Below are 19,195 nucleotides of genomic sequence, written 5' to 3'. Positions count from 1 at the left end.
GCAAGTAATCCGAGCTATCTAGTCGTGGGAGCCCACTGGTGCGAGTTGTGTTTGCAGGGACGCCTGATCCGGCGATTCCTTCGCTGGAGCGTCTGATCGATTCGGCCAAACACGACGTGGTGGGCGTGATCACTCGCCCCGACGCAGCTGCTGGGCGTGGCCGGAAGACTGGTCGCTCGCCCGTGGGAGCTCTCGCCGACAGTCATGGCATACCGGTCCTGACCCCGGCGCGGCCATCGGACCCGGATTTCCTCGGTGAACTCGCCGACCTCGCGCCCGATGTGTGCCCGGTGGTCGCCTACGGTGCGTTGCTGCCGCGCCCGGTCCTGGATGTACCCAAGTTCGGTTGGATCAACCTGCACTTCTCGCTTCTCCCGGCGTGGCGCGGTGCTGCGCCCGTGCAGGCGGCCATCGCCGCGGGCGACGACGTCACGGGGGCGAGCACCTTCCTCCTCGAAGAGGGTATGGACACCGGTCCGGTGCTGGGTGTCGTCACCGAAGTCATTCGATCCGTCGACACCGCTGGAGACCTTCTCGGCCGGCTCGCGCACAGCGGTGCCGCCCTGTTGGAAGCCACCCTCGATGCAATCGAGGCCGGTGAAGCGTCGGCCGTACCCCAGTCCGAGGACGGTGTGTCCTATGCGCCGAAGCTCACTGTCGACGCAGCTCGCATCGACTGGTCACGCTCGGCCGCATTTCTGGATCGTCATATTCGCGCGGTGACACCCGCGCCAGGGGCCTGGACGACGATCGGCGACACCCGTGTGAAGGTATCGCCGATCACCATCTCTCCGCTCACCGACTCCGATGTGAAGCTCGAACCCGGGGCGATGCTGATTCGAAAGGACGGCGTATTCGTGGGTACGGCCACCGAGGCAGTCCTGCTCGGCGACGTGCAACCCCAGGGGAAGAAGTCGATGCGGGCCACCGACTGGGCTCGTGGTGCGCGCTTGACCGATACGGTGGTGGCGAAATGAGTGCGGAAAACAACCGAGACCGGGATCCACGCAGCGGTGGCCGATCCAGCGAGGGCAAACGCCAAGGCAATCGGGGTGCGCAGCCACCGCGGTCCAAAGGGCCGCAGAGCAACCGACCGAGCCGCGGCAACGGTCCCGCGTCGGCGCCCGCAATCGACAGCGCCAGGCTGGCGGCACGCGACGTGCTCAGGGCGGTGCGCGAACGCGACGCCTACGCCAACCTGGTGCTCCCGGGACTCCTGCGTGAACGAAAACTCGACACGCGCGATGCCGCGCTTGCCACCGAGCTCGCCTACGGCACGTGTCGTGCTCGCGGGTTACTCGACGCTGTCATCGAGAGCGGATCCGGCCGAGAGGTGGCCGATATCGACGGCGGGTTGCTCGATATTCTGCGACTCGGTGCGTATCAGCTCCTCCGCACGCGGGTCGCCCCGCATGCTGCTGTTGCAACAGCGGTCGATCTGACTCGTTCCAAATTCGGCAGCGGCAAAGCTGGATTCGTCAATGCGGTGCTTCGGCGCGTATCGGAGAAAACCGCGGAGCAGTGGGTGGACGAGCTGGCTCCGAAGGCGGAGCAGGACCCGGTCGGAAGGCTCGCTTTCGAGTACGCCCATCCGCGCTGGATCGCCCAGGCGTTCGCCGATGCGCTCGGCGCCGATGCCGGTGAACTCGCAGCTGTACTCGAGGCCGACGACTCACGCCCGGCAGTGCACCTCGTAGCGCGTCCCGGAGAGATCTCGGCCGAGGAACTGGCCGTCATCACCGGCGGCGAAGAGGGGCTCTACTCGCCGTACGCGGTCTACCTCGACGGCGGTGATCCGGGCAAGCTCGAGGCCGTACGCGACGGACTCGCCGGAGTCCAGGACGAAGGCAGTCAACTCGTCGCCCGTGCACTCACGCTTGCCCCGCTCGACGGCGAGGATCACGGCCGGTGGCTCGACCTGTGTGCCGGCCCCGGTGGCAAGGCGGCTCTGCTCGGCGCGATCGCCGAGATCGACGGTGCTCATCTCGACGCGGTGGAACCGACGCCGCATCGTGCTGAGCTCGTGCGCAAGACCACCGGGGCGCTACCGGTGTCGGTTCACGTGGTCGACGGACGTGAGCCCGGTCTGGAGGGCGGCTACGACCGAGTGCTCGTCGATGCGCCCTGCACCGGTCTCGGCGCTCTAAGGCGTCGTCCCGAGGCGCGGTGGCGTCGTTCGCCCAAGGATGTCGCCGGTCTGGTCACGTTGCAGAAGGAGCTGCTCGCGTCGGCGTTGACGCTGGTGCGTCCCGGAGGTGTCGTGGTCTATTCCACCTGTTCGCCGCATCTGGCCGAGACCACCGGTGTCGTCGCCGATGCTGTTCGACGCTACGGCGTCGAACAGCTCGACACCCGTGCGCTTCTACCCGGGGTGCCGCAGCTCGGTGACGGAACGTCGGTGCAACTGTGGCCGCATCGACACGGTACCGACGCCATGTTCATGGCGGCTCTGCGCCGACCCCTCTGATTCCTGCCGGAACGCACGCCTGTCGAAGACGCTCCGTTCCGTCCCATTAGGCTGTTCACTCGTGGCAGCTCCGATGATCGCACCGTCCATTCTCTCCGCCGACTTCGCACGGTTGGGGGCCGAGGCCGACGCAGTGGCCGGCTCCGACTGGCTGCATGTCGACGTCATGGATGCCCACTTCGTTCCCAACCTGACACTGGGATTGCCGGTCGTGCAGAGTCTGCTGAAGGCAACAGACATCCCACTCGACTGCCATCTGATGATCGAGGATCCCGCGCGGTGGGCGCCGCCGTACGCCGAGGCAGGGGCCTACAACGTCACCTTCCACGCCGAGGCGGCCGATGACCCGATAGCGGTGGCCAAAGATATCCGCGCAGCCGGCGCCAAAGCCGGTCTCAGTGTCAAACCGAACACCCCCATCGAGCCGTACCTCGAGATCCTTCGCGAGTTCGACACTCTCCTGGTGATGAGCGTCGAACCGGGCTTCGGAGGCCAATCCTTCATGCCCGAAGTGCTGAGCAAGGCCCGCCTCGTTCGCAACCTGGTCGATTCGGGTGAGCTCAGGCTCATCGTCGAGATCGACGGCGGAATCAACGCCGATACCATCGAACAGGCCGCAGAGGCCGGAGTCGACTGCTTCGTTGCCGGGTCGGCTGTCTACGGAACCCAGGACCCGGCCGCAACGGTTCGCGCTCTGCGCGCGCAGGCAGCGGGAGCATCCAGGCACCTGTCTCTCTGATGAGCGAGGTGACGCTCGACCAGGCGACAGTGAACGAGGCGATGGCAACAGCCGTCGACGCGTCCGAGGCCGCCCGCGGGCGAACCAGCCCCAATCCGCCGGTCGGAGCAGTCGTGCTCGACGCCTCCGGAAACGTCGTCGGGGTGGGATCGACGCGTCCACCCGGCGGACCCCACGCCGAGGTCGTGGCGTTGCAGCGGGCTGGGGCCGCGGCGCGCGGCGGCACGGCTGTGGTGACACTCGAACCGTGCAACCACACCGGCCGAACCGGGCCGTGTTCGCGTGCGCTGATCGAGGCGGGCATCGCGCGAGTCGTCTACGCCGTCGCCGATCCGAATCCGCTGGCCGAGGGCGGCGCACGTGCCCTCGCCGAGGCAGGCGTGCGCGTCGAAGCGGGGGTGGGGGCGGATCGGGTCGAGCGCGGCCCGCTTCGGGCCTGGTTGCACAAGCAGCGCACTGGTCGGCCCCACATCACACTGAAGTACGCGGCGAGTCTGGACGGTCGGAGCGCCGCCGCGGACGGCACTAGCCAGTGGATCACCGGCCCCGACGCGCGCGAGCACGTGCATTCGCAGCGCGCGAAGCTCGATGCCATCGTCGTCGGCACTGGGACCGTGCTGGCGGACGATCCACTTCTGACAGCCCGCTTTCCCGACGGTTCCGATGCCCCTCATCAACCGGTGCGAGTGGTGGTCGGACTCCGAGAGATCCCCGCCGACGCCCGGATTCGCAATGCCACGGCACCGACGGTGTTCTTGCGTACGCGCGAGGTGCAGACCGTGGTCGCCGCGCTCGCCGACCATACCGAGGTGCTCGTCGAAGGTGGTCCGCAGCTGGCCGGTGCGTTTCTCGCTGCAGGCATGGTCGACCGGATCGTGGCATACATCGCACCGGTCGTGCTGGGATCGGGCACATCCGCGCTGGAGAATGCGGGAGTCGGAACAATCGCCGATGCGCTGAGGTTTTCGATCGAGAGTGTCGAGCCGATCGGTTCGGACATCGTGATCAGTGCGGTGCCCGCCCCGCCGAAAGACCTCGCCCCGCCGAAAGACGTCGCTCCAGCGAAATAGGTCGCAGCGACGTGACATGGAAGACAGCGAGCCGATTCGGTTTCGTCGAACAGGAGTGTGAAGAGATGTTCACCGGAATAGTCGAAGAGCTGGGCGAGATCGTCGGCGCCGAAACACTCGCTGATGCGGCCCGGTTCACAGTAAAGGGGCCGATCGTCACCTCCGATGCGCGGCACGGTGATTCCATCGCCGTCAACGGCGTGTGTTTGACCGTCGTGGAGGTGTCGGCCGAGGGGTCGTTCACCGCCGATGTGATGCAGGAAACATTGAACCGGTCGAGTCTCGGACGGCTCGAGATCGGCAGTCGGGTCAATCTCGAGCGGGCGGCCTCGTTGGGCAGTCGGCTCGGGGGCCACCTCGTGCAGGGGCACGTGGACGGAACCGGCCGAGTCGTGAGTCGGTCGCCGTCCGAAAACTGGACGGTGGTACGAATCGCCATGCCGACCTCGGTGGCCAAATACGTTGTCGAGAAGGGCTCCATCACCGTCGACGGTGTGTCGTTGACAGTGTCCGGACTCGGCCGTGACAGCGACGGTGACAACAGTCACTGGTTCGAAATCTCGCTGATACCGACCACGCTCGACCTCACCACGCTCGGCCGCGCCGAGGTGGGAACACCGGTCAACCTCGAGGTCGACGTCATCGCCAAGTACGTGGAGCGGCTGCAGACCCTCGCCGCGGAGTAGGTATACCGGAAAGTACTGTTGTGGGGTATCCGCATCGCTGTGTGGTCGCGCCGCCGTCTCATCGCGGTGTGTTCGCCTGCCGAGTCAGGGTGCGGAACGGGACGTATGGAGCGTAGGACGTGACAAGGTTCGACAGTATCGAGCGTGCGGTCGCCGACATAGCCGCAGGCAAAGCCGTAGTGGTCGTCGACGACGAGGATCGTGAGAACGAAGGCGATCTGATTTTCGCGGCGGAGAAGGCGACACCGGAACTCGTGGCGTTCATGGTGCGCTACACATCCGGCTACCTGTGTGTCCCGCTGTCCGGTGACGATTGTGATCGCCTGGGTCTGCCGCCGATGTACTCCACCAATCAGGACAAGCACGGCACTGCGTACACCGTGACGGTGGACGCGCGTGAGGGCATCGGCACCGGCATATCTGCCTCGGATCGGGCGGCGACCATGCGGTTGCTGGCCGACGCAGACACCGGCGCCAACGACTTCACTCGACCTGGGCACGTGGTACCGCTCCGCGCCAAGGACGGCGGAGTCCTGCGTCGCCCGGGACACACCGAAGCAGCTGTCGACCTGGCACGCATGGCCGACCTACGTCCGGCCGGCGTCATCTGTGAGATCGTCAGCCAGAAAGACGAAGGCGCGATGGCTCAGACCGACGAGTTACGCGTATTCGCCGATGATCATGATCTCGCCCTCATTTCCATTGCCGATCTCATCGCGTGGCGAAGGAAGCACGAAAAGCACGTCGTTCGCGTCGCCGACGCCCGAATACCCACCTCCCATGGGGTCTTCCGAGCCGTCGGTTATCAGAGCGTCTACGACGAGGTCGAGCACGTCGCGCTGGTCAAAGGTGACATACCCGGGCCCGACGAGGATGGCAGCGATGTTCTCGTGCGCGTGCACTCCGAATGCCTCACCGGTGACGTGTTCGGATCGCTCCGCTGCGACTGCGGACCACAACTCGACGCCGCACTCGAGATGATTGCGCACGAAGGTCGAGGGGTCGTGCTCTACATGCGAGGTCACGAAGGCCGCGGGATCGGACTTCTGCACAAGTTGCAGGCCTACCAACTGCAGGACGCCGGGTCGGACACCGTGGACGCCAACCTGCAGCTCGGACTGCCCGCCGACTCACGTGACTACGGAATCGGCGCACAGATCCTCGTCGATCTCGGTATCTCCTCGATGCGTCTGCTCACCAACAATCCCGCCAAGCGCGTCGGCCTCGACGGATACGGTTTGCACGTGACGGAACGCGTGCCTATGCCGCTGCGCGCCAACGCCGAGAACTTGACCTATCTCCGTACCAAACGTGACCGCATGGGCCACGATCTCATCGGACTCGAGGACTACGAAGTGAACTCCGCAGCCGACTTCGACGCAGGCACCAAACCGTGAGCGGCGAGGGCGAACCCCAGCTGCAGCTCGACGGCGCTGCCGATCTGAAAGTGGCCATCGTGGCGGGCCAGTGGCACCGCACCATCTCCGACGCGCTGTTGGAGGGCGCCAAGAGAAGAGTCGAGCAGGCGGGTGTCACCGACATCACCGTGGTGCGAGTCGCAGGTGCCATCGAGCTACCGGTGGTCGCGCAAGCGCTTGCCAAGTCCAATGATGCGGTCATTGCGCTGGGTGTGGTCATTCGTGGTGGCACACCGCACTTCGAGTACGTGTGCGACGCGGTCACAGCGGGACTGACACGCGTCTCACTCGACGAGAGCACCCCCGTCACCAACGGTGTTCTGACCACCGACGACGAGCAGCAAGCCCTCGACCGTTCCGGTTTGCCGGGATCCAAGGAAGACAAGGGCGCTCAGGCTGCCGCTGCCGCGATCGACACAGCCCTGACGCTGAAGCACCTTCGTCGGCCGTGGACGGACCAGGAGTTTCGATGAGTGCCGAGGCGCAGTGGGACCTCGAGGTCCGTTCCAAGAAGTCGGCTCGATACGCGATCGCTACGGCCGTGGTGCTGTTGATCAGTCACCTTGCGGTCGCTTTTCTGTTGCGGATCACACCCACGGGTGTCTACTTCCGCACAGCGGACCAGATCGCGCTGGCCGGTTTGGGCGTGCTGATGGCCTCGTTGGCGTTGCTGCTGACGCGACCGCGTATCCGCGTGGGGCCAGAGGGCGTTGCGGTTCGCAACATATTGTCCGAGCGCCTCATCGAATGGGACCTCGTTCAGGGGCTGTCTTTTCCTGAAGGTGCGATCTGGGCCCGCGTCGACATCCCGGACGACGAGTTCATCTCCGTGATGGCCATCCAGGCCAATGACAACGATCACGCGGTGGCCGCGGTCCGCGCGTTTCGCTCCTTGGAGAAGAAGTACGCGGGGGCGCAGTCGTGATCGATTGCGCGCGGCACCTCGTCGGTGGCTGCGACTAGCCTGGAATTCGTGTCCGACCCAGCTACATATCGTCCGGCAACCGGAACCATCCCGGTCGAGCCCGGCGTCTACAAGTTTCGCGACCCGCACGGGCGCGTGATCTACGTCGGCAAGGCCAAAAGCCTGCGCAGCCGACTGAACTCCTACTTCGCGGATATCGCTTCCCTGCATCCGCGCACCCGGCAGATGGTCACTACCGCTGCCTCCGTCGAATGGACGGTCGTCACCACGGAAGTGGAGGCGCTGCAACTCGAGTACAACTGGATCAAGGAGTTCGATCCCCGGTTCAACGTCCGCTATCGGGACGACAAGAGCTATCCGATGCTCGCGGTCACCATGAACGAGAAATATCCGCGGTTGTTCGTCTATCGGGGTCCGCGCCGCAAAGGCGTGCGCTACTTCGGGCCCTATGCGCATGCGTGGGCGATTCGCGAGACCCTTGATCTCCTCCTGCGGGTGTTTCCGTCGCGCACGTGCTCGGCCGGGGTATTCAAACGGCACCAGCAAATCGGTCGACCGTGCTTGCTGGGCTACATCGACAAGTGCTCGGCGCCGTGTGTCGGGCGTGTCACCGCCGAGGAGCACCGAACAATCGTCGAGAACTTCTGCGACTTCCTGTCCGGCAAGACGGACAAACTGGTCCGGCAGATCGAGAAGAAGATGCAGGACGCGTCCGAGGATCTCGACTTCGAGACCGCGGCGCGGCTCCGAGACGACGTCGGCGCGCTGCGGAGAGCGCTCGAAAAGCAGGCTGTGGTTCTCGGCGACGGCACGGACGCAGATCTCGTTGCCTTCGCCACCGACCCGCTCGAGGCGGCAGTCCAGGTCTTCCACGTGCGTGGTGGACGCGTTCGCGGCCAGCGTGGCTGGGTGGTGGAGAAGGCCGGCGAGGTCATCGAACAGCAGCACGACGACCAATCGGACCTGCCGGCTCTCGTCGAGCAGTTCCTCACACAGTTCTACGGTCAGGAAGCGGCGCTGGCCGTGCAGTCACCGAACGCCGAGGACGGGAGTTCCAACGCGGTGCCGCGTGAAGTTCTCGTACCGGTGCTGCCGGGCAATGCCGAGGAGGTGCAACAGTGGTTGTCGGCACTGCGCGGCTCCAATGTTCAACTCCGAGTGCCACAGCGCGGTGACAAGAAGGCGCTGGCGGAAACGGTCGAGCGCAATGCCAAAGAAGCGTTGCAGCAGCACAAACTCAAGCGTGCCGGCGACTTCACGTCGCGGTCGGCGGCGTTGCAGGGCATCCAGGAGGCGCTGGATCTCGATTCGGCCCCCCTGCGAATCGAGTGCATCGACATCTCCCACGTTCAAGGCACCGATGTGGTGGCCTCGTTGGTCGTATTCGAGGACGGCCTACCGCGCAAGAGTGACTACCGGCATTACGCAATCAAAGAGGCGGCCGGCGACGGACGCTCCGATGACGTCGGCAGCATCGCCGAAGTGACACGTCGTCGTTTTCTGCGGCACACAGCGGATTCGGGTGCGTCGACGCTGGGTGACGCCCTTTCCGGTGGTGACCTGGCTCCGGAGGCCGCGTTGGATCCGCAGACCGGACGCCCGCGACGGTTCGCGTACCCGCCGAACCTGTTCGTCGTGGACGGCGGTGCACCACAGGTCGCTGCGGCTGCTGAAGTGCTGGACGAGTTGGGTATCACCGACGTTGCCGTGGTCGGTCTGGCGAAGCGTCTGGAAGAGGTGTGGGTGCCGGGGGAATCCGACCCGGTGATTCTGCCGAGAACCAGCGAGTCCTTGTACCTTCTTCAACGAGTCCGAGACGAAGCACACCGGTTCGCCATCACGTTCCACCGCAGCAAACGGTCTCGCCGCATGACGGCCTCTGCACTCGACTCGGTTCGCGGGCTTGGTGAGGCTCGCCGTTCCGCGCTCGTAACGCATTTCGGGTCTGTTGCGAAACTCAAGCAGGCGAGCGTCGCCGAGATAACGGAGGTGCCGGGGATCGGGGCGACCACCGCGAAGGCCGTCCTGGAGGCCCTGGGAGCGGGCGACCCGGAGGTACTGGGAGCGGGCGCCCCGGAGGTACCGGAGGTAGTGGAAGCCAGCGACCCGGGTTCCGGCACACCTGTGCCGGTGGTGGGGGATGATGGTGCCCGATACGACCGGACTCGACTTCTCGGGGATGCTCGCGATGGTGGGGGCCGGCACGAGACAACTTCGACAGGGCAGGCTGTGACGTGAGCGAATCGGATGTTCGGCGCACCGAGCTGCGGCCGGAGCCGACTGGAAGCGTGGACCGCACGAAGTCGGGGGAGATAGAGGTTGCTCTGGTCACAGGGCTCTCGGGTGCGGGGCTGCGGACTGCCGCGATGGTCTTGGAGGACCTGGGGTGGTATGTCGCGGACAATCTGCCTCCCGAATTGATCTCGAAGATGATCGATTTGGGGTTGGAGTCGCAGCCACGGATCGAGCGGCTCGCGCTGGTGATGGATGTACGAAGTCGCTTGTTCACCGGTGATCTGGGCTGGGTCGTCAAGGAACTGGAGTCCAAGGGCGTTCGAAACCGTGTGTTGTTTCTCGACGCGTCCGACGCGGTGTTGATTCAACGTTTCGAGTCCAACCGGCGCAGCCATCCTCTGCAGAACGACGGCCAGGACGGCACTCTCACGGAGGGTATCGCGGCGGAGAGAATCCGTTTGGCGCAGGTCAAGGCGGTCGCTGATGTAGTAATCGACACGACGTCGATGTCGGTTCATCAGCTTCGTCGCAAGATCGAGGCGTCGTTCAGCGGGTCTGACACCGTGATGATCGGGGTGACTGTGCAGTCGTTCGGCTTCAAGTACGGGCTGCCGATCGACGCCGATCTGGTGTGCGACGTGCGTTTTCTCCCCAATCCACACTGGGTTCCGGAGTTGAGTGCCCATACCGGACGCGAACCGGCGGTACGCGACTATGTGCTCGGTCAGGATGGGGCGCAGGACTATCTGGAGACTTATCATCATCTGCTGCGGTTGACCGTCGAGGGCTACCGGCGAGAAGGAAAGAGCTACATGACGGTGGCGGTCGGTTGCACGGGAGGTAAGCATCGCAGCGTGGCGATGTCCGAGGCGTTGGCGACAATGCTGGATGCACACGATGACCTGTCGGTGCGGGTGCTGCACCGAGATGTGGGTCGCGAATGACCCTGCGACCGACCAACGATGCACTCGCGCAGCCGGCGCCGGGCGGTGCCGACGGGGTGCCTGTCGAGCGACGGCAATTCAAAGCGGTGGCGCTCGGGGGTGGACACGGGCTGTACGCGACACTCAGTGCGGTGCGAATGCTTGCCTCGGACGTCACAGCCGTGGTGACCGTCGCCGACGACGGTGGCTCGTCGGGTCGCCTCCGGACCGAGCTCGGCATGCTTCCGCCCGGGGATCTTCGGATGGCGCTGGCGGCGCTGGCATGCGACGAGCCGCGGACGCGAATGTGGGCCGATGTCATGCAGCATCGTTTCGGTGGTTCCGGGGCGCTGGCGGGGCATTCGGTGGGCAATCTGATTCTTGCTGGGCTGACCGAGGTGCTGGGCGATACGGTGCTGGCACTCGACGAGGCGGCGCGGCTGCTGGGGGTCGCCGGCCGAGTGGTGCCGATGGCGCCGATTCCGCTCGACATCGAAGCAGATGTGTCCGGACTCGAAGAAGATCCGCGTGTCAGCAGGGTCATTCGGGGACAGGTGGCGGTGGCCACCACGCCAGGCAAGGTACGTCGGGTGCGGTTGATGCCGTCCGAGCCGCCCGCGACACCGGAAGCCGTCGAGGCTATCGAGGCGGCCGACCTGGTTGTTCTGGGTCCGGGCTCGTGGTTTTCGAGTGTCATTCCACACGTTCTGGTTCCGGAACTGCTGGCCGCGCTGGACCGGTCGACGGCGCACAAGGTGCTGGTGCTCAACCTGGCACCCGAGCTCGGCGAAACGACCGGATTCTCTGCGGAGAGGCATCTGCACGTACTCTCCCAACACGCGCCTGATTTCCGAGTCGACCACATCGTGGTGGACTCTGCCTTCGTGCCTCAGGGGGGCGAACGCGACCATCTCGCTCGGGCCGCGTCGCGTCTCGGAGCCGAAATCGTCTATGTCGACGTTGCTGAATCAGGTTCTCACGCTCATCATTTCGGAAAGCTGGCTGCGGCACTCGGTAGCATCGTCACCTCGGGTGACGACACCGCGACTGATGTGCCGCGCAGAGAGGGGATCACTTCGTGGCCATGACAGCGGAGGTGAAGGACGAGCTGAGCAGGCTCGTGATCACTCAGGTCAGCTGCAGGCGAGCCGAGGTGTCGGCGCTCCTGCGTTTCGCCGGAGGGCTTCACATCGTTGCGGGACGAGTCGTCGTGGAAGCCGAGGTCGACCTCGGGTCCATCGCACGGCGGTTGCGTCGTGAAATCTTCGATCTGTACGGATACTCCTCCGACGTGCACGTCCTGAGCGCCGGAGGTTTGCGAAAGAGCTCTCGTTACGTGGTGCGTGTGGCCAAGGACGGTGAGGCCCTCGCGCGCCAGACGGGGTTGCTCGATATGCGCGGCCGGCCCGTACGCGGGCTCCCCGCGCAGGTCGTAGGCGGTACGGTCGGCGACGCTGAGGCGGCGTGGCGGGGCGCGTTTCTAGCGCACGGATCGCTGACCGAACCGGGCCGGTCCTCAGCTCTGGAAATCAGTTGTCCGGGTCCCGAGGCCGCTCTGGCCTTGGTGGGTGCGGCCCGTCGACTCGGCGTGGCAGCGAAGGCGCGCGAAGTCCGCGGAACCGATCGGGTGGTGGTGCGCGATGGCGAGGCCATCGGCGCCCTGCTCACTCGGATGGGCGCGCAGGACACCAGGCTGGTGTGGGAGGAGCGCCGCATGCGCCGCGAGGTTCGTGCGACCGCGAATCGTCTCGCGAACTTCGACGATGCCAATCTGCGTCGTTCGGCCCGCGCCGCGGTGGCTGCCGCTGCACGCGTGGAGCGGGCATTGCTGATACTCGGTGAGGACGTGCCGGATCATCTGGCCGCGGCCGGTGCGTTGCGGGTGCAGCATCGGCAGGCTTCACTGGAAGAGCTGGGTCAGCTTGCAGACCCGCCCATGACCAAAGACGCGGTGGCCGGACGAATTCGGCGGCTGTTGTCGATGGCCGATCGGAAGGCCAAGGACACCGGTATCCCCGATACCGAGTCGGCGGTCACCGCTGAACTGCTCGACGAGGCGTGAGTGTGCGGCAACGGGTGACGCGCGCGCTGGCGCCGCTCGACCACTAGGGTGGAAACCGCATGTGGGGACGTACCCGCGTGCTGAGCACGACCATTGATTCACACAACTTTCAACAACTTAGGAGCGAACAGTGACGATCCGGGTAGGCGTGAACGGCTTCGGCCGCATCGGACGTAACTTCTTCAGAGCGGTCGATGCGCAGAAAGCACTGGGCACCACCGACATCGAGATCGTGGCTGTCAACGACCTGACCGACAACGCGACGCTCGCTCACCTGCTGAAGTACGACTCCATCCTCGGCCGTTTGCCGTACGAGGTTTCGCTCGACGGTGACGACACCATCGTCGTCGGCGACCAGCGCATCAAGGCCCTCGCGCACCGTGGCCCGTTGAACGAGCTTCCCTGGGGCGAGCTGGGCGTCGACGTCGTAGTCGAGTCCACCGGAATCTTCACCGATGCCGCAAAGGCCAAGGGACACCTCGAAGCCGGCGCCAAGAAGGTCATCATCTCGGCTCCGGCCAAGGGTGAGGACATCACCATCGTCATGGGCGTCAACGACGAAAAGTACGACGGCAGTCAGAACATCATCTCCAACGCCTCGTGCACCACCAACTGCCTCGGCCCCATCGCCAAGGTCCTCGATGACGAGTTCGGCATCGTCAAGGGTCTGATGACCACGATCCACGCGTACACCCAGGACCAGAACCTGCAGGACGCTCCGCACGCCGACCTCCGTCGCGCCCGTGCCGCCGCGCTGAACATCGTTCCCACCGGCACCGGTGCAGCGAAGGCAATCGGCCTGGTTCTCCCGCAGCTGCTCGGCAAGCTCGACGGTTACGCACTGCGCGTGCCGATCCCAACGGGCTCGGTCACCGACCTCACCGCGAACCTGAAGAAGTCGGCCACCGCCGACGAGATCAATGCCGCGATGAAGGCCGCTGCAGAGGGCCCGCTGAAGGGCATCCTCAAGTACACCGATGCACCGATCGTCTCGTCCGACATCGTGACAGATCCCCACTCCTCGATCTTCGACTCGGGCCTGACCAAGGTCATCGACGACCAGGTCAAGATCGTGTCCTGGTACGACAACGAGTGGGGCTACTCCAACCGCCTCGCCGACCTCATCGGTCTCGTCGGAAAGTCTCTCTGATCACATGGCAGTCAAAACTCTGCAAGACCTGATCGACGACGGCGTCTCCGGTCGCCCGGTGCTCGTTCGTTCGGACTTCAACGTTCCGATCGAGAACGGTGTGATCACCGATCCGGGCCGGATCGTCGCGTCGGTGCCGACACTGCAGGCGTTGCTCGATGCCGGTGCCAAGTTGATCGTCACCGCGCATCTGGGTCGCCCCGACGGCAAGCCCGACGCCGCGTACTCCTTGGCGCCGGTCGCGTCGAAGCTCGGTGAACTCCTGGGTCGACACGTCCAGTTGGCCGGCGATGTCGTCGGTCAGGACGCTCAGGCGCGGGCCGAGGGTCTCACCGACGGAGACGTGCTGCTGCTCGAGAACATCCGTTTCGATGCTCGCGAAACCAGCAAGGACGACGACGAGCGCGCGCAGCTGGCTGCCGAGCTGGTGGCGCTGACCGACGGCGAGGGCGCATTCGTCTCCGACGGTTTCGGTGTGGTGCATCGCAAGCAGGCGTCCGTGTACGACGTGGCGCAGTTGCTGCCGTCCTACGCGGGCGGTCTGGTTGCCACCGAGGTCGAGGTCTTGAAGAAGCTCACCGAGACCCCCGAGCGTCCCTACGCGGTCGTCCTCGGCGGCTCGAAGGTTTCGGACAAGCTGGCGGTCATCGAGGCCCTGGCGCCCAAGGTCGACACCCTCGTCATCGGTGGCGGCATGTGCTTCACCTTCCTGGCGGCACAGGGATTGAAGGTCGGTACCTCGCTCCTGCAGGAGGACATGATCCCCACGTGCAAGGACTTGCTGGAGCGGTTCGGTGACGTCATCCATCTCCCCAAGGATGTCGTCGTTGCCGATTCGTTCTCCGCGAGCGCGGAGGCGAAGACGGTGCCGTCCTACGAGATCCCCGACGGGTGGATGGGCTTGGACATCGGTCCGGAGTCGGTCGACCGTTTCGGAACGGTGCTCCGCGCGGCGAAGACGGTGTTCTGGAACGGCCCGATGGGTGTGTTCGAGTTCGAGAAGTTCGCAGCCGGTACCAAGGGGCTCGCCGAGGCGATCGTCGGGGCCACCTCGAAGGGCGCGTTCAGCGTTGTCGGGGGCGGTGACTCGGCGGCGGCCGTTCGAGCGCTCGGACTGCCGGACGACGGTTTCTCCCACATCTCGACCGGGGGTGGCGCGTCGCTTGAATACCTCGAAGGCAAGGCGCTTCCCGGTCTCGCAGCTCTGGAGGGCTAGAAAATGGCACGTAAGCCGCTCATCGCCGGCAACTGGAAGATGAACCTCAATCACCTCGAAGCTATTTCGTTGGTGCAGAAGATCGCCTTCTCGTTGCCCACGAAGTACTTCGACAAGGTGGATGTGACCGTCATCCCCCCGTTCACCGACATCCGTAGCGTCCAGACGTTGATCGAGGGTGACAAGCTACTGCTCACCTTCGGCGCCCAGGACCTTTCGGCACACGATTCGGGTGCATACACCGGCGAGGTGAGCGGGTCCATGCTCGCCAAGCTCGGCTGCACGTTCGTCGTCGTCGGACACTCGGAGCGTCGTACCCACCACAGCGAGGACGACGCGACCGTCCTCGCCAAGACGAAGGCCGCGCTGAAGCACGATCTCACTCCGATCGTGTGCATCGGCGAGGGACTCGATGTCCGTGAGGCGGGGGAGCACGTTGCCTACAACGTGGCGCAGCTACGCGGATCGCTGAGTGGGCTCTCCGTGGAGGACATCGCCAAGGTCGTCATCGCGTACGAGCCGGTGTGGGCAATCGGTACCGGCCGTGTCGCCAGCGCGTCGGATGCGCAGGAGGTGTGCTCGGCGATCCGAGAGGAACTGAAGACTCTCGCATCGGCCGAGGTCGCATCAGGCGTCCGTGTTCTCTACGGCGGGTCGGTCAACGCCAAGAACGTCGGCGAGATCGTCGGCCAGCCCGATGTGGACGGCGCGCTCGTCGGAGGTGCGTCGCTCCAGGCGGACCAGTTCGCGACGTTGTCGGCCATTGCTGCCGGCGGACCTCTACCCTGACCGACATGCACTGACGCAGCATTGCTGCGTTGAGAAGCTGTACCGAATCGGACTGCTTCTTACGTGCCCGTCGTACCTGCCGCGCCGTCACCCCCGAGGTGGTGGCGCGGCAGTGTTCGTCGTACGGGTACGCTGACACAGGTTGTGAGCTGAATCGATGTGAGGCGGATATGGCACTGTTCCTGGATATTCTGCTGGTTATCACCAGCCTGGCGCTGATATTGCTGGTGCTGCTGCACCGCGGCAAGGGAGGTGGCCTGTCCAGCCTGTTCGGTGGTGGTGTTCAGTCGTCGCTCTCCAGCTCCACCGTGGTGGAGAAGAACCTCGACCGTCTCACCGTCTTCACCGCTGTCGTGTGGTTGATCGCAATTCTCGGTATCGGCTTGGAGATCAAGTACTCCTGACCCGATAGGGGTCGGTCCCGGACTGCGCCTGGGTAGATGTTCGACGATAATCGTCACATGAGCAAAACCCCTTCCGAATCGGCTGGATCTCCCGCGTTCGTCACTCCCACGACCCGGGGCCGGGAGCTGACGGAGCCACTGCGCGAGGACATTCGCTACCTCGGCGGGATTCTCGGCGATATCGTTCGCGAACACGAGGGCGAGGATGTCTTCGATCTGATCGAACGCGCCCGCGTCGAATCTTTCGCAGTGCGCCGCGCCGAGGTCGGTCGCGACGATTCGCTCGGCATCTATGCCGACCTCGAGATCGCAAGCGCGATTCCATTGATCCGCGCATTCAGTCACTTCTCCCTGCTCGCGAACCTCGCCGAGGACCTTCACCGAGAGCGTCGTCGGGCGATACATCTGCAGCGCGAGGACCCGCCGCAGGACAGCAGTATCGATGCCACGTGGCTCAAGCTGGACGCTGCCGCGCTCACGCGTGAGCAGGTGGTCGAAGGTCTGACCGACGCCTTGGTCTCGCCGGTCATCACCGCCCATCCGACTGAGACACGTCGGCGCACGATCTTCGACGTCCAGTCGAAGATCACCGAACTGATGCGTCGCCGGGAGGTGGCGGCAGCGACGTCGAATGGCCTCGCGTCCACCGAACTCGCCGCCGTCGATGTTCAGATCAGGCGACAGATCCTGACGCTGTGGGAAACAGCGTTGATTCGTCTGTCGCGCTTGCGAATTCAGGATGAGATCGAGGTCGGGCTGCGGTACTTCGAGACTTCACTGTTCGAGGTCATCCCCGCCCTGAACGCCGATGTACGCGCAGCGTTACGCCAGCGGTGGCCCGAGGAAGACCTGCTGTCCAGGCCGATTCTGCGCCCAGGATCGTGGATCGGCGGCGATCGCGACGGCAATCCGAACGTCACGGCCGACGTTGTCCACACGGCAACCCATCAGGCCGGCCACGTTGCGTTCTCGCACTATCTGGAGGAGCTGGTCGCGCTCGAGAAGGAATTGTCGATGTCTGCTCGGCTCGTTGCCGTCACAGACGAACTCCTCACGCTTGCAAGCCATTCCGGTGATCCGAACGACAAGCGAGACGACGAGCCGTACCGGGTGGCAGTACGGGGTGTCCGAGCCAGGCTGACCGCTACCGCGGCCTCCGTGCTCGACTCGGTTCCGGTGGCCGGGTTGGAAATCGGATCGACGCCGTATTCGACACCCCAGGAAGTGCTCGACGACCTCGACACGCTCGACCGGGCGCTGCGGGCGGACGGTGACGCGCTGATCGCCGACGACCGACTGCTCTCGCTGCGTCGATCGGTCGAAACTTTCGGCTTCCATTTGCAGGCGCTCGACATGAGGCAGAACTCCGAAACCCACGAGATCGTGGTCGCGGAAATGCTGGCCTGGGCCGGGGTACATGCCGACTATTTGTCGCTGGACGAGGACGAGCGGGTGGCTGTCTTGTCCCAGGAGTTGTCCACGCGGCGACCGCTCGTCGCGCTTGACGCCGAACTGAGCGAGTTGGCCGTCAAAGAGCTGGGGATCGTTCGTGCTGCCAAGATCGCAATCGATCACCTGGGGCCGGAGACCATTCAGAACTACATCATCAGCATGTGCCAGTCGGTCAGCGACATGTTGGAAGCGGCGGTGCTGCTCAAGGAAGCGGGCATTCTCGATCCGGGTGCGGACGGGTCCGCGCCGACCTCGACGGTCGGTGTGGTTCCGCTCTTCGAGACGATCGAGGATCTGCAGCAGGGCGCGAACACCCTTGTTGCGACTCTCGATGTCCCGGTCTATCGGGCACTGGTCGCCGGACGCGGCATGAATCAGGAGGTCATGCTCGGATACTCCGACTCCAACAAGGACGGTGGCTACCTGGCAGCGAACTGGGCGCTCTACCGTGCCGAGCTGGACTTGCTGGAGGCCTCACGCAAGACCGGAATCAGATTGCGGCTCTTCCACGGCCGCGGCGGCACCGTCGGTCGCGGTGGCGGCCCCAGTTACGACGCGATCCTTGCGCAGCCTCCGGGGGTGGTCCAAGGTTCGCTGAGGTTGACCGAGCAGGGCGAGATCATTGCTGCCAAGTACGCAGAACCGTCGATGGCGCGCCGCAATCTCGAGTCGCTCGTGGCCGGAACGCTCGAGTCCACGTTGCTCGACGTCGAGGGTCTCGGAGACAGCGCCGAGCCCGCGTATGCGGTGCTCGACGAACTGGCGGAGAAGGCGCGTGCCGCGTACGGCAGGTTGGTCCACGAAGAACCCGGGTTCGTGGAGTATTTCCGGACGTCTACACCGGTGGCGGAGGTGGGCGAGCTCAACATCGGCAGTCGCCCGGCGTCGCGGAAGCCGACCAACTCGGTGTACGACCTCCGTGCGATTCCTTGGGTGATGTCGTGGAGTCAGTGCCGCGTGATGCTGCCCGGTTGGTACGGGACAGGGTCTGCGTTCGAAGAATGGGTCGACGGCGACGACGCCAAGCTTGCCGAGCTCACCGAGCTCTACCGGAAGTGGCCCTTCTTCCGGACCGTGCTCTCGAACCTGGCACAGGTGATGGCCAAGTCCGATCTGGGGATCGCCGCACGTTACGCCGAATTGGTGCCGGACGAAGAGCTGCGCATACGGATCTTCCGGATGATCGAGGAAGAGCACGCGAGAACCATCGAGATGTACCTGAGGATCACCGGGTTCTCGCGGCTTCTCGAGGACAATCCGGCGTTGGAGAGGTCGGTGCACAACAGGTTCCCGTACCTCGAACCGCTGAACCAGATGCAGGTGGAAATGCTGCGCCGCTACCGTGCGGGCGACGAGGACGAACGAGTCAAGCGAGGAATCCTGCTCACCATGAACGGCCTTGCGACTGCCCTTCGCAACAGCGGGTAGCTCACCTCTCGTGCGGTGTGATCTTTACGCCGCGGGAACCGCACAGGTCCCCGCGGCGTCAGATCAGATAAGGGTGAATCGACCGCACGGGGGCTCTCGAGATGGTGCAATGCGCGAACAGTGTTCAAGCGTGGCGTGACGGGACGGCGTACCGCAGCTGCCGGCGTCGAGGTCGGGGTGGGCGGGTCAGCCGCCATGATGGCGGGGGAGTGCCCGCGACACCTGTACCAC

17 protein-coding genes are annotated in these 19,195 nt (G+C 64.8%); all 17 read left to right on the top strand.

Annotated elements, in window-relative coordinates; translation table 11 throughout:
• Positions 1-38 precede the first annotated feature (38 nt).
• The 17 genes from fmt to ppc all read left to right on the top strand — a co-directional run bounded on the left by fmt (position 39) and on the right by ppc (position 18,964).
• Positions 39-977, top strand: coding sequence for a methionyl-tRNA formyltransferase (fmt, locus tag J1M86_RS16425; protein WP_206510666.1), 939 nt, complete (start codon positions 39-41; stop codon positions 975-977).
• Positions 974-2,467, top strand: a complete 1,494-nt coding sequence (locus tag J1M86_RS16420) for an RsmB/NOP family class I SAM-dependent RNA methyltransferase (RefSeq protein ID WP_206510665.1) — start codon at positions 974-976, stop codon at positions 2,465-2,467. Before fmt ends, J1M86_RS16420 begins: the two co-directional genes overlap by 4 nt.
• 61 nt (positions 2,468-2,528) lie before the next feature.
• Positions 2,529-3,206, top strand: a complete 678-nt coding sequence (gene rpe, locus J1M86_RS16415; RefSeq protein ID WP_206510664.1) for a ribulose-phosphate 3-epimerase — start codon at positions 2,529-2,531, stop codon at positions 3,204-3,206.
• Positions 3,206-4,276 carry a bifunctional diaminohydroxyphosphoribosylaminopyrimidine deaminase/5-amino-6-(5-phosphoribosylamino)uracil reductase RibD gene (gene ribD, locus J1M86_RS16410; protein ID WP_206510663.1) on the top strand — a complete coding sequence of 357 codons (1,071 nt, stop codon included), beginning with the start codon at positions 3,206-3,208 and terminating at the stop codon, positions 4,274-4,276. Before rpe ends, ribD begins: the two co-directional genes overlap by 1 nt.
• A gap of 65 nt (positions 4,277-4,341) precedes the next feature.
• A complete protein-coding gene (locus J1M86_RS16405; protein WP_075838697.1) occupies positions 4,342-4,962 on the top strand; it encodes a riboflavin synthase in 621 nt (206 codons plus the stop codon).
• A gap of 119 nt (positions 4,963-5,081) precedes the next feature.
• Positions 5,082-6,359 (top strand): bifunctional 3,4-dihydroxy-2-butanone-4-phosphate synthase/GTP cyclohydrolase II, encoded by a 1,278-nt coding sequence (locus J1M86_RS16400; protein ID WP_075838669.1) that lies wholly within the window; start codon positions 5,082-5,084, stop codon positions 6,357-6,359.
• Positions 6,356-6,853 carry a 6,7-dimethyl-8-ribityllumazine synthase gene (gene ribH / locus J1M86_RS16395; RefSeq protein ID WP_075838670.1) on the top strand — a complete coding sequence of 166 codons (498 nt, stop codon included), beginning with the start codon at positions 6,356-6,358 and terminating at the stop codon, positions 6,851-6,853. Before J1M86_RS16400 ends, ribH begins: the two co-directional genes overlap by 4 nt.
• Positions 6,850-7,305: a PH domain-containing protein gene (locus tag J1M86_RS16390; RefSeq protein ID WP_075838671.1), complete on the top strand. Its 456-nt coding sequence runs from the start codon at positions 6,850-6,852 to the stop codon at positions 7,303-7,305. The genes ribH and J1M86_RS16390 overlap by 4 nt, the downstream gene beginning before the upstream one ends.
• A gap of 48 nt (positions 7,306-7,353) precedes the next feature.
• Complete coding sequence (gene uvrC / locus J1M86_RS16385) at positions 7,354-9,543, top strand: excinuclease ABC subunit UvrC (RefSeq protein ID WP_307786661.1); 2,190 nt, start codon at positions 7,354-7,356, stop codon at positions 9,541-9,543.
• Positions 9,544-9,593: 50 nt separating this feature from the next.
• Entirely contained in the window at positions 9,594-10,484 is an 891-nt protein-coding gene (gene rapZ, locus J1M86_RS16380) for an RNase adapter RapZ (RefSeq protein WP_206511084.1), read from the top strand.
• The gene (gene yvcK / locus J1M86_RS16375) at positions 10,481-11,551 is read left to right on the top strand and encodes a uridine diphosphate-N-acetylglucosamine-binding protein YvcK (protein WP_083667545.1); all 1,071 of its coding nucleotides are present in this window, start codon (positions 10,481-10,483) and stop codon (positions 11,549-11,551) included. The genes rapZ and yvcK overlap by 4 nt, the downstream gene beginning before the upstream one ends.
• Positions 11,542-12,525, top strand: a complete 984-nt coding sequence (gene whiA / locus J1M86_RS16370; protein ID WP_206510662.1) for a DNA-binding protein WhiA — start codon at positions 11,542-11,544, stop codon at positions 12,523-12,525. Before yvcK ends, whiA begins: the two co-directional genes overlap by 10 nt.
• 130 nt (positions 12,526-12,655) lie before the next feature.
• On the top strand, positions 12,656-13,675 hold the full coding sequence (gene gap / locus J1M86_RS16365) for a type I glyceraldehyde-3-phosphate dehydrogenase (protein ID WP_075838672.1): 1,020 nt from the start codon (positions 12,656-12,658) through the stop codon (positions 13,673-13,675).
• A 4-nt stretch (positions 13,676-13,679) separates the two neighbouring features.
• Complete coding sequence (pgk, locus tag J1M86_RS16360) at positions 13,680-14,891, top strand: phosphoglycerate kinase (protein ID WP_206510661.1); 1,212 nt, start codon at positions 13,680-13,682, stop codon at positions 14,889-14,891.
• A gap of 3 nt (positions 14,892-14,894) precedes the next feature.
• Positions 14,895-15,680 carry a triose-phosphate isomerase gene (gene tpiA / locus J1M86_RS16355; protein WP_206510660.1) on the top strand — a complete coding sequence of 262 codons (786 nt, stop codon included), beginning with the start codon at positions 14,895-14,897 and terminating at the stop codon, positions 15,678-15,680.
• Positions 15,681-15,850: 170 nt separating this feature from the next.
• A complete protein-coding gene (secG, locus tag J1M86_RS16350) occupies positions 15,851-16,084 on the top strand; it encodes a preprotein translocase subunit SecG (protein WP_075838675.1) in 234 nt (77 codons plus the stop codon).
• A 57-nt stretch (positions 16,085-16,141) separates the two neighbouring features.
• Positions 16,142-18,964, top strand: coding sequence for a phosphoenolpyruvate carboxylase (gene ppc, locus J1M86_RS16345; protein ID WP_075838676.1), 2,823 nt, complete (start codon positions 16,142-16,144; stop codon positions 18,962-18,964).
• Positions 18,965-19,195: the final 231 nt, after the last annotated feature.

Source organism: Rhodococcus sp. KRD197 (genome assembly GCF_017168235.1).
Taxonomy (GTDB): Bacteria; Actinomycetota; Actinomycetes; order Mycobacteriales; family Mycobacteriaceae; genus Rhodococcoides.
Note: the sequence above shows the minus strand (reverse complement) of the source record. Positions and strands in the feature narration are given on the sequence as shown.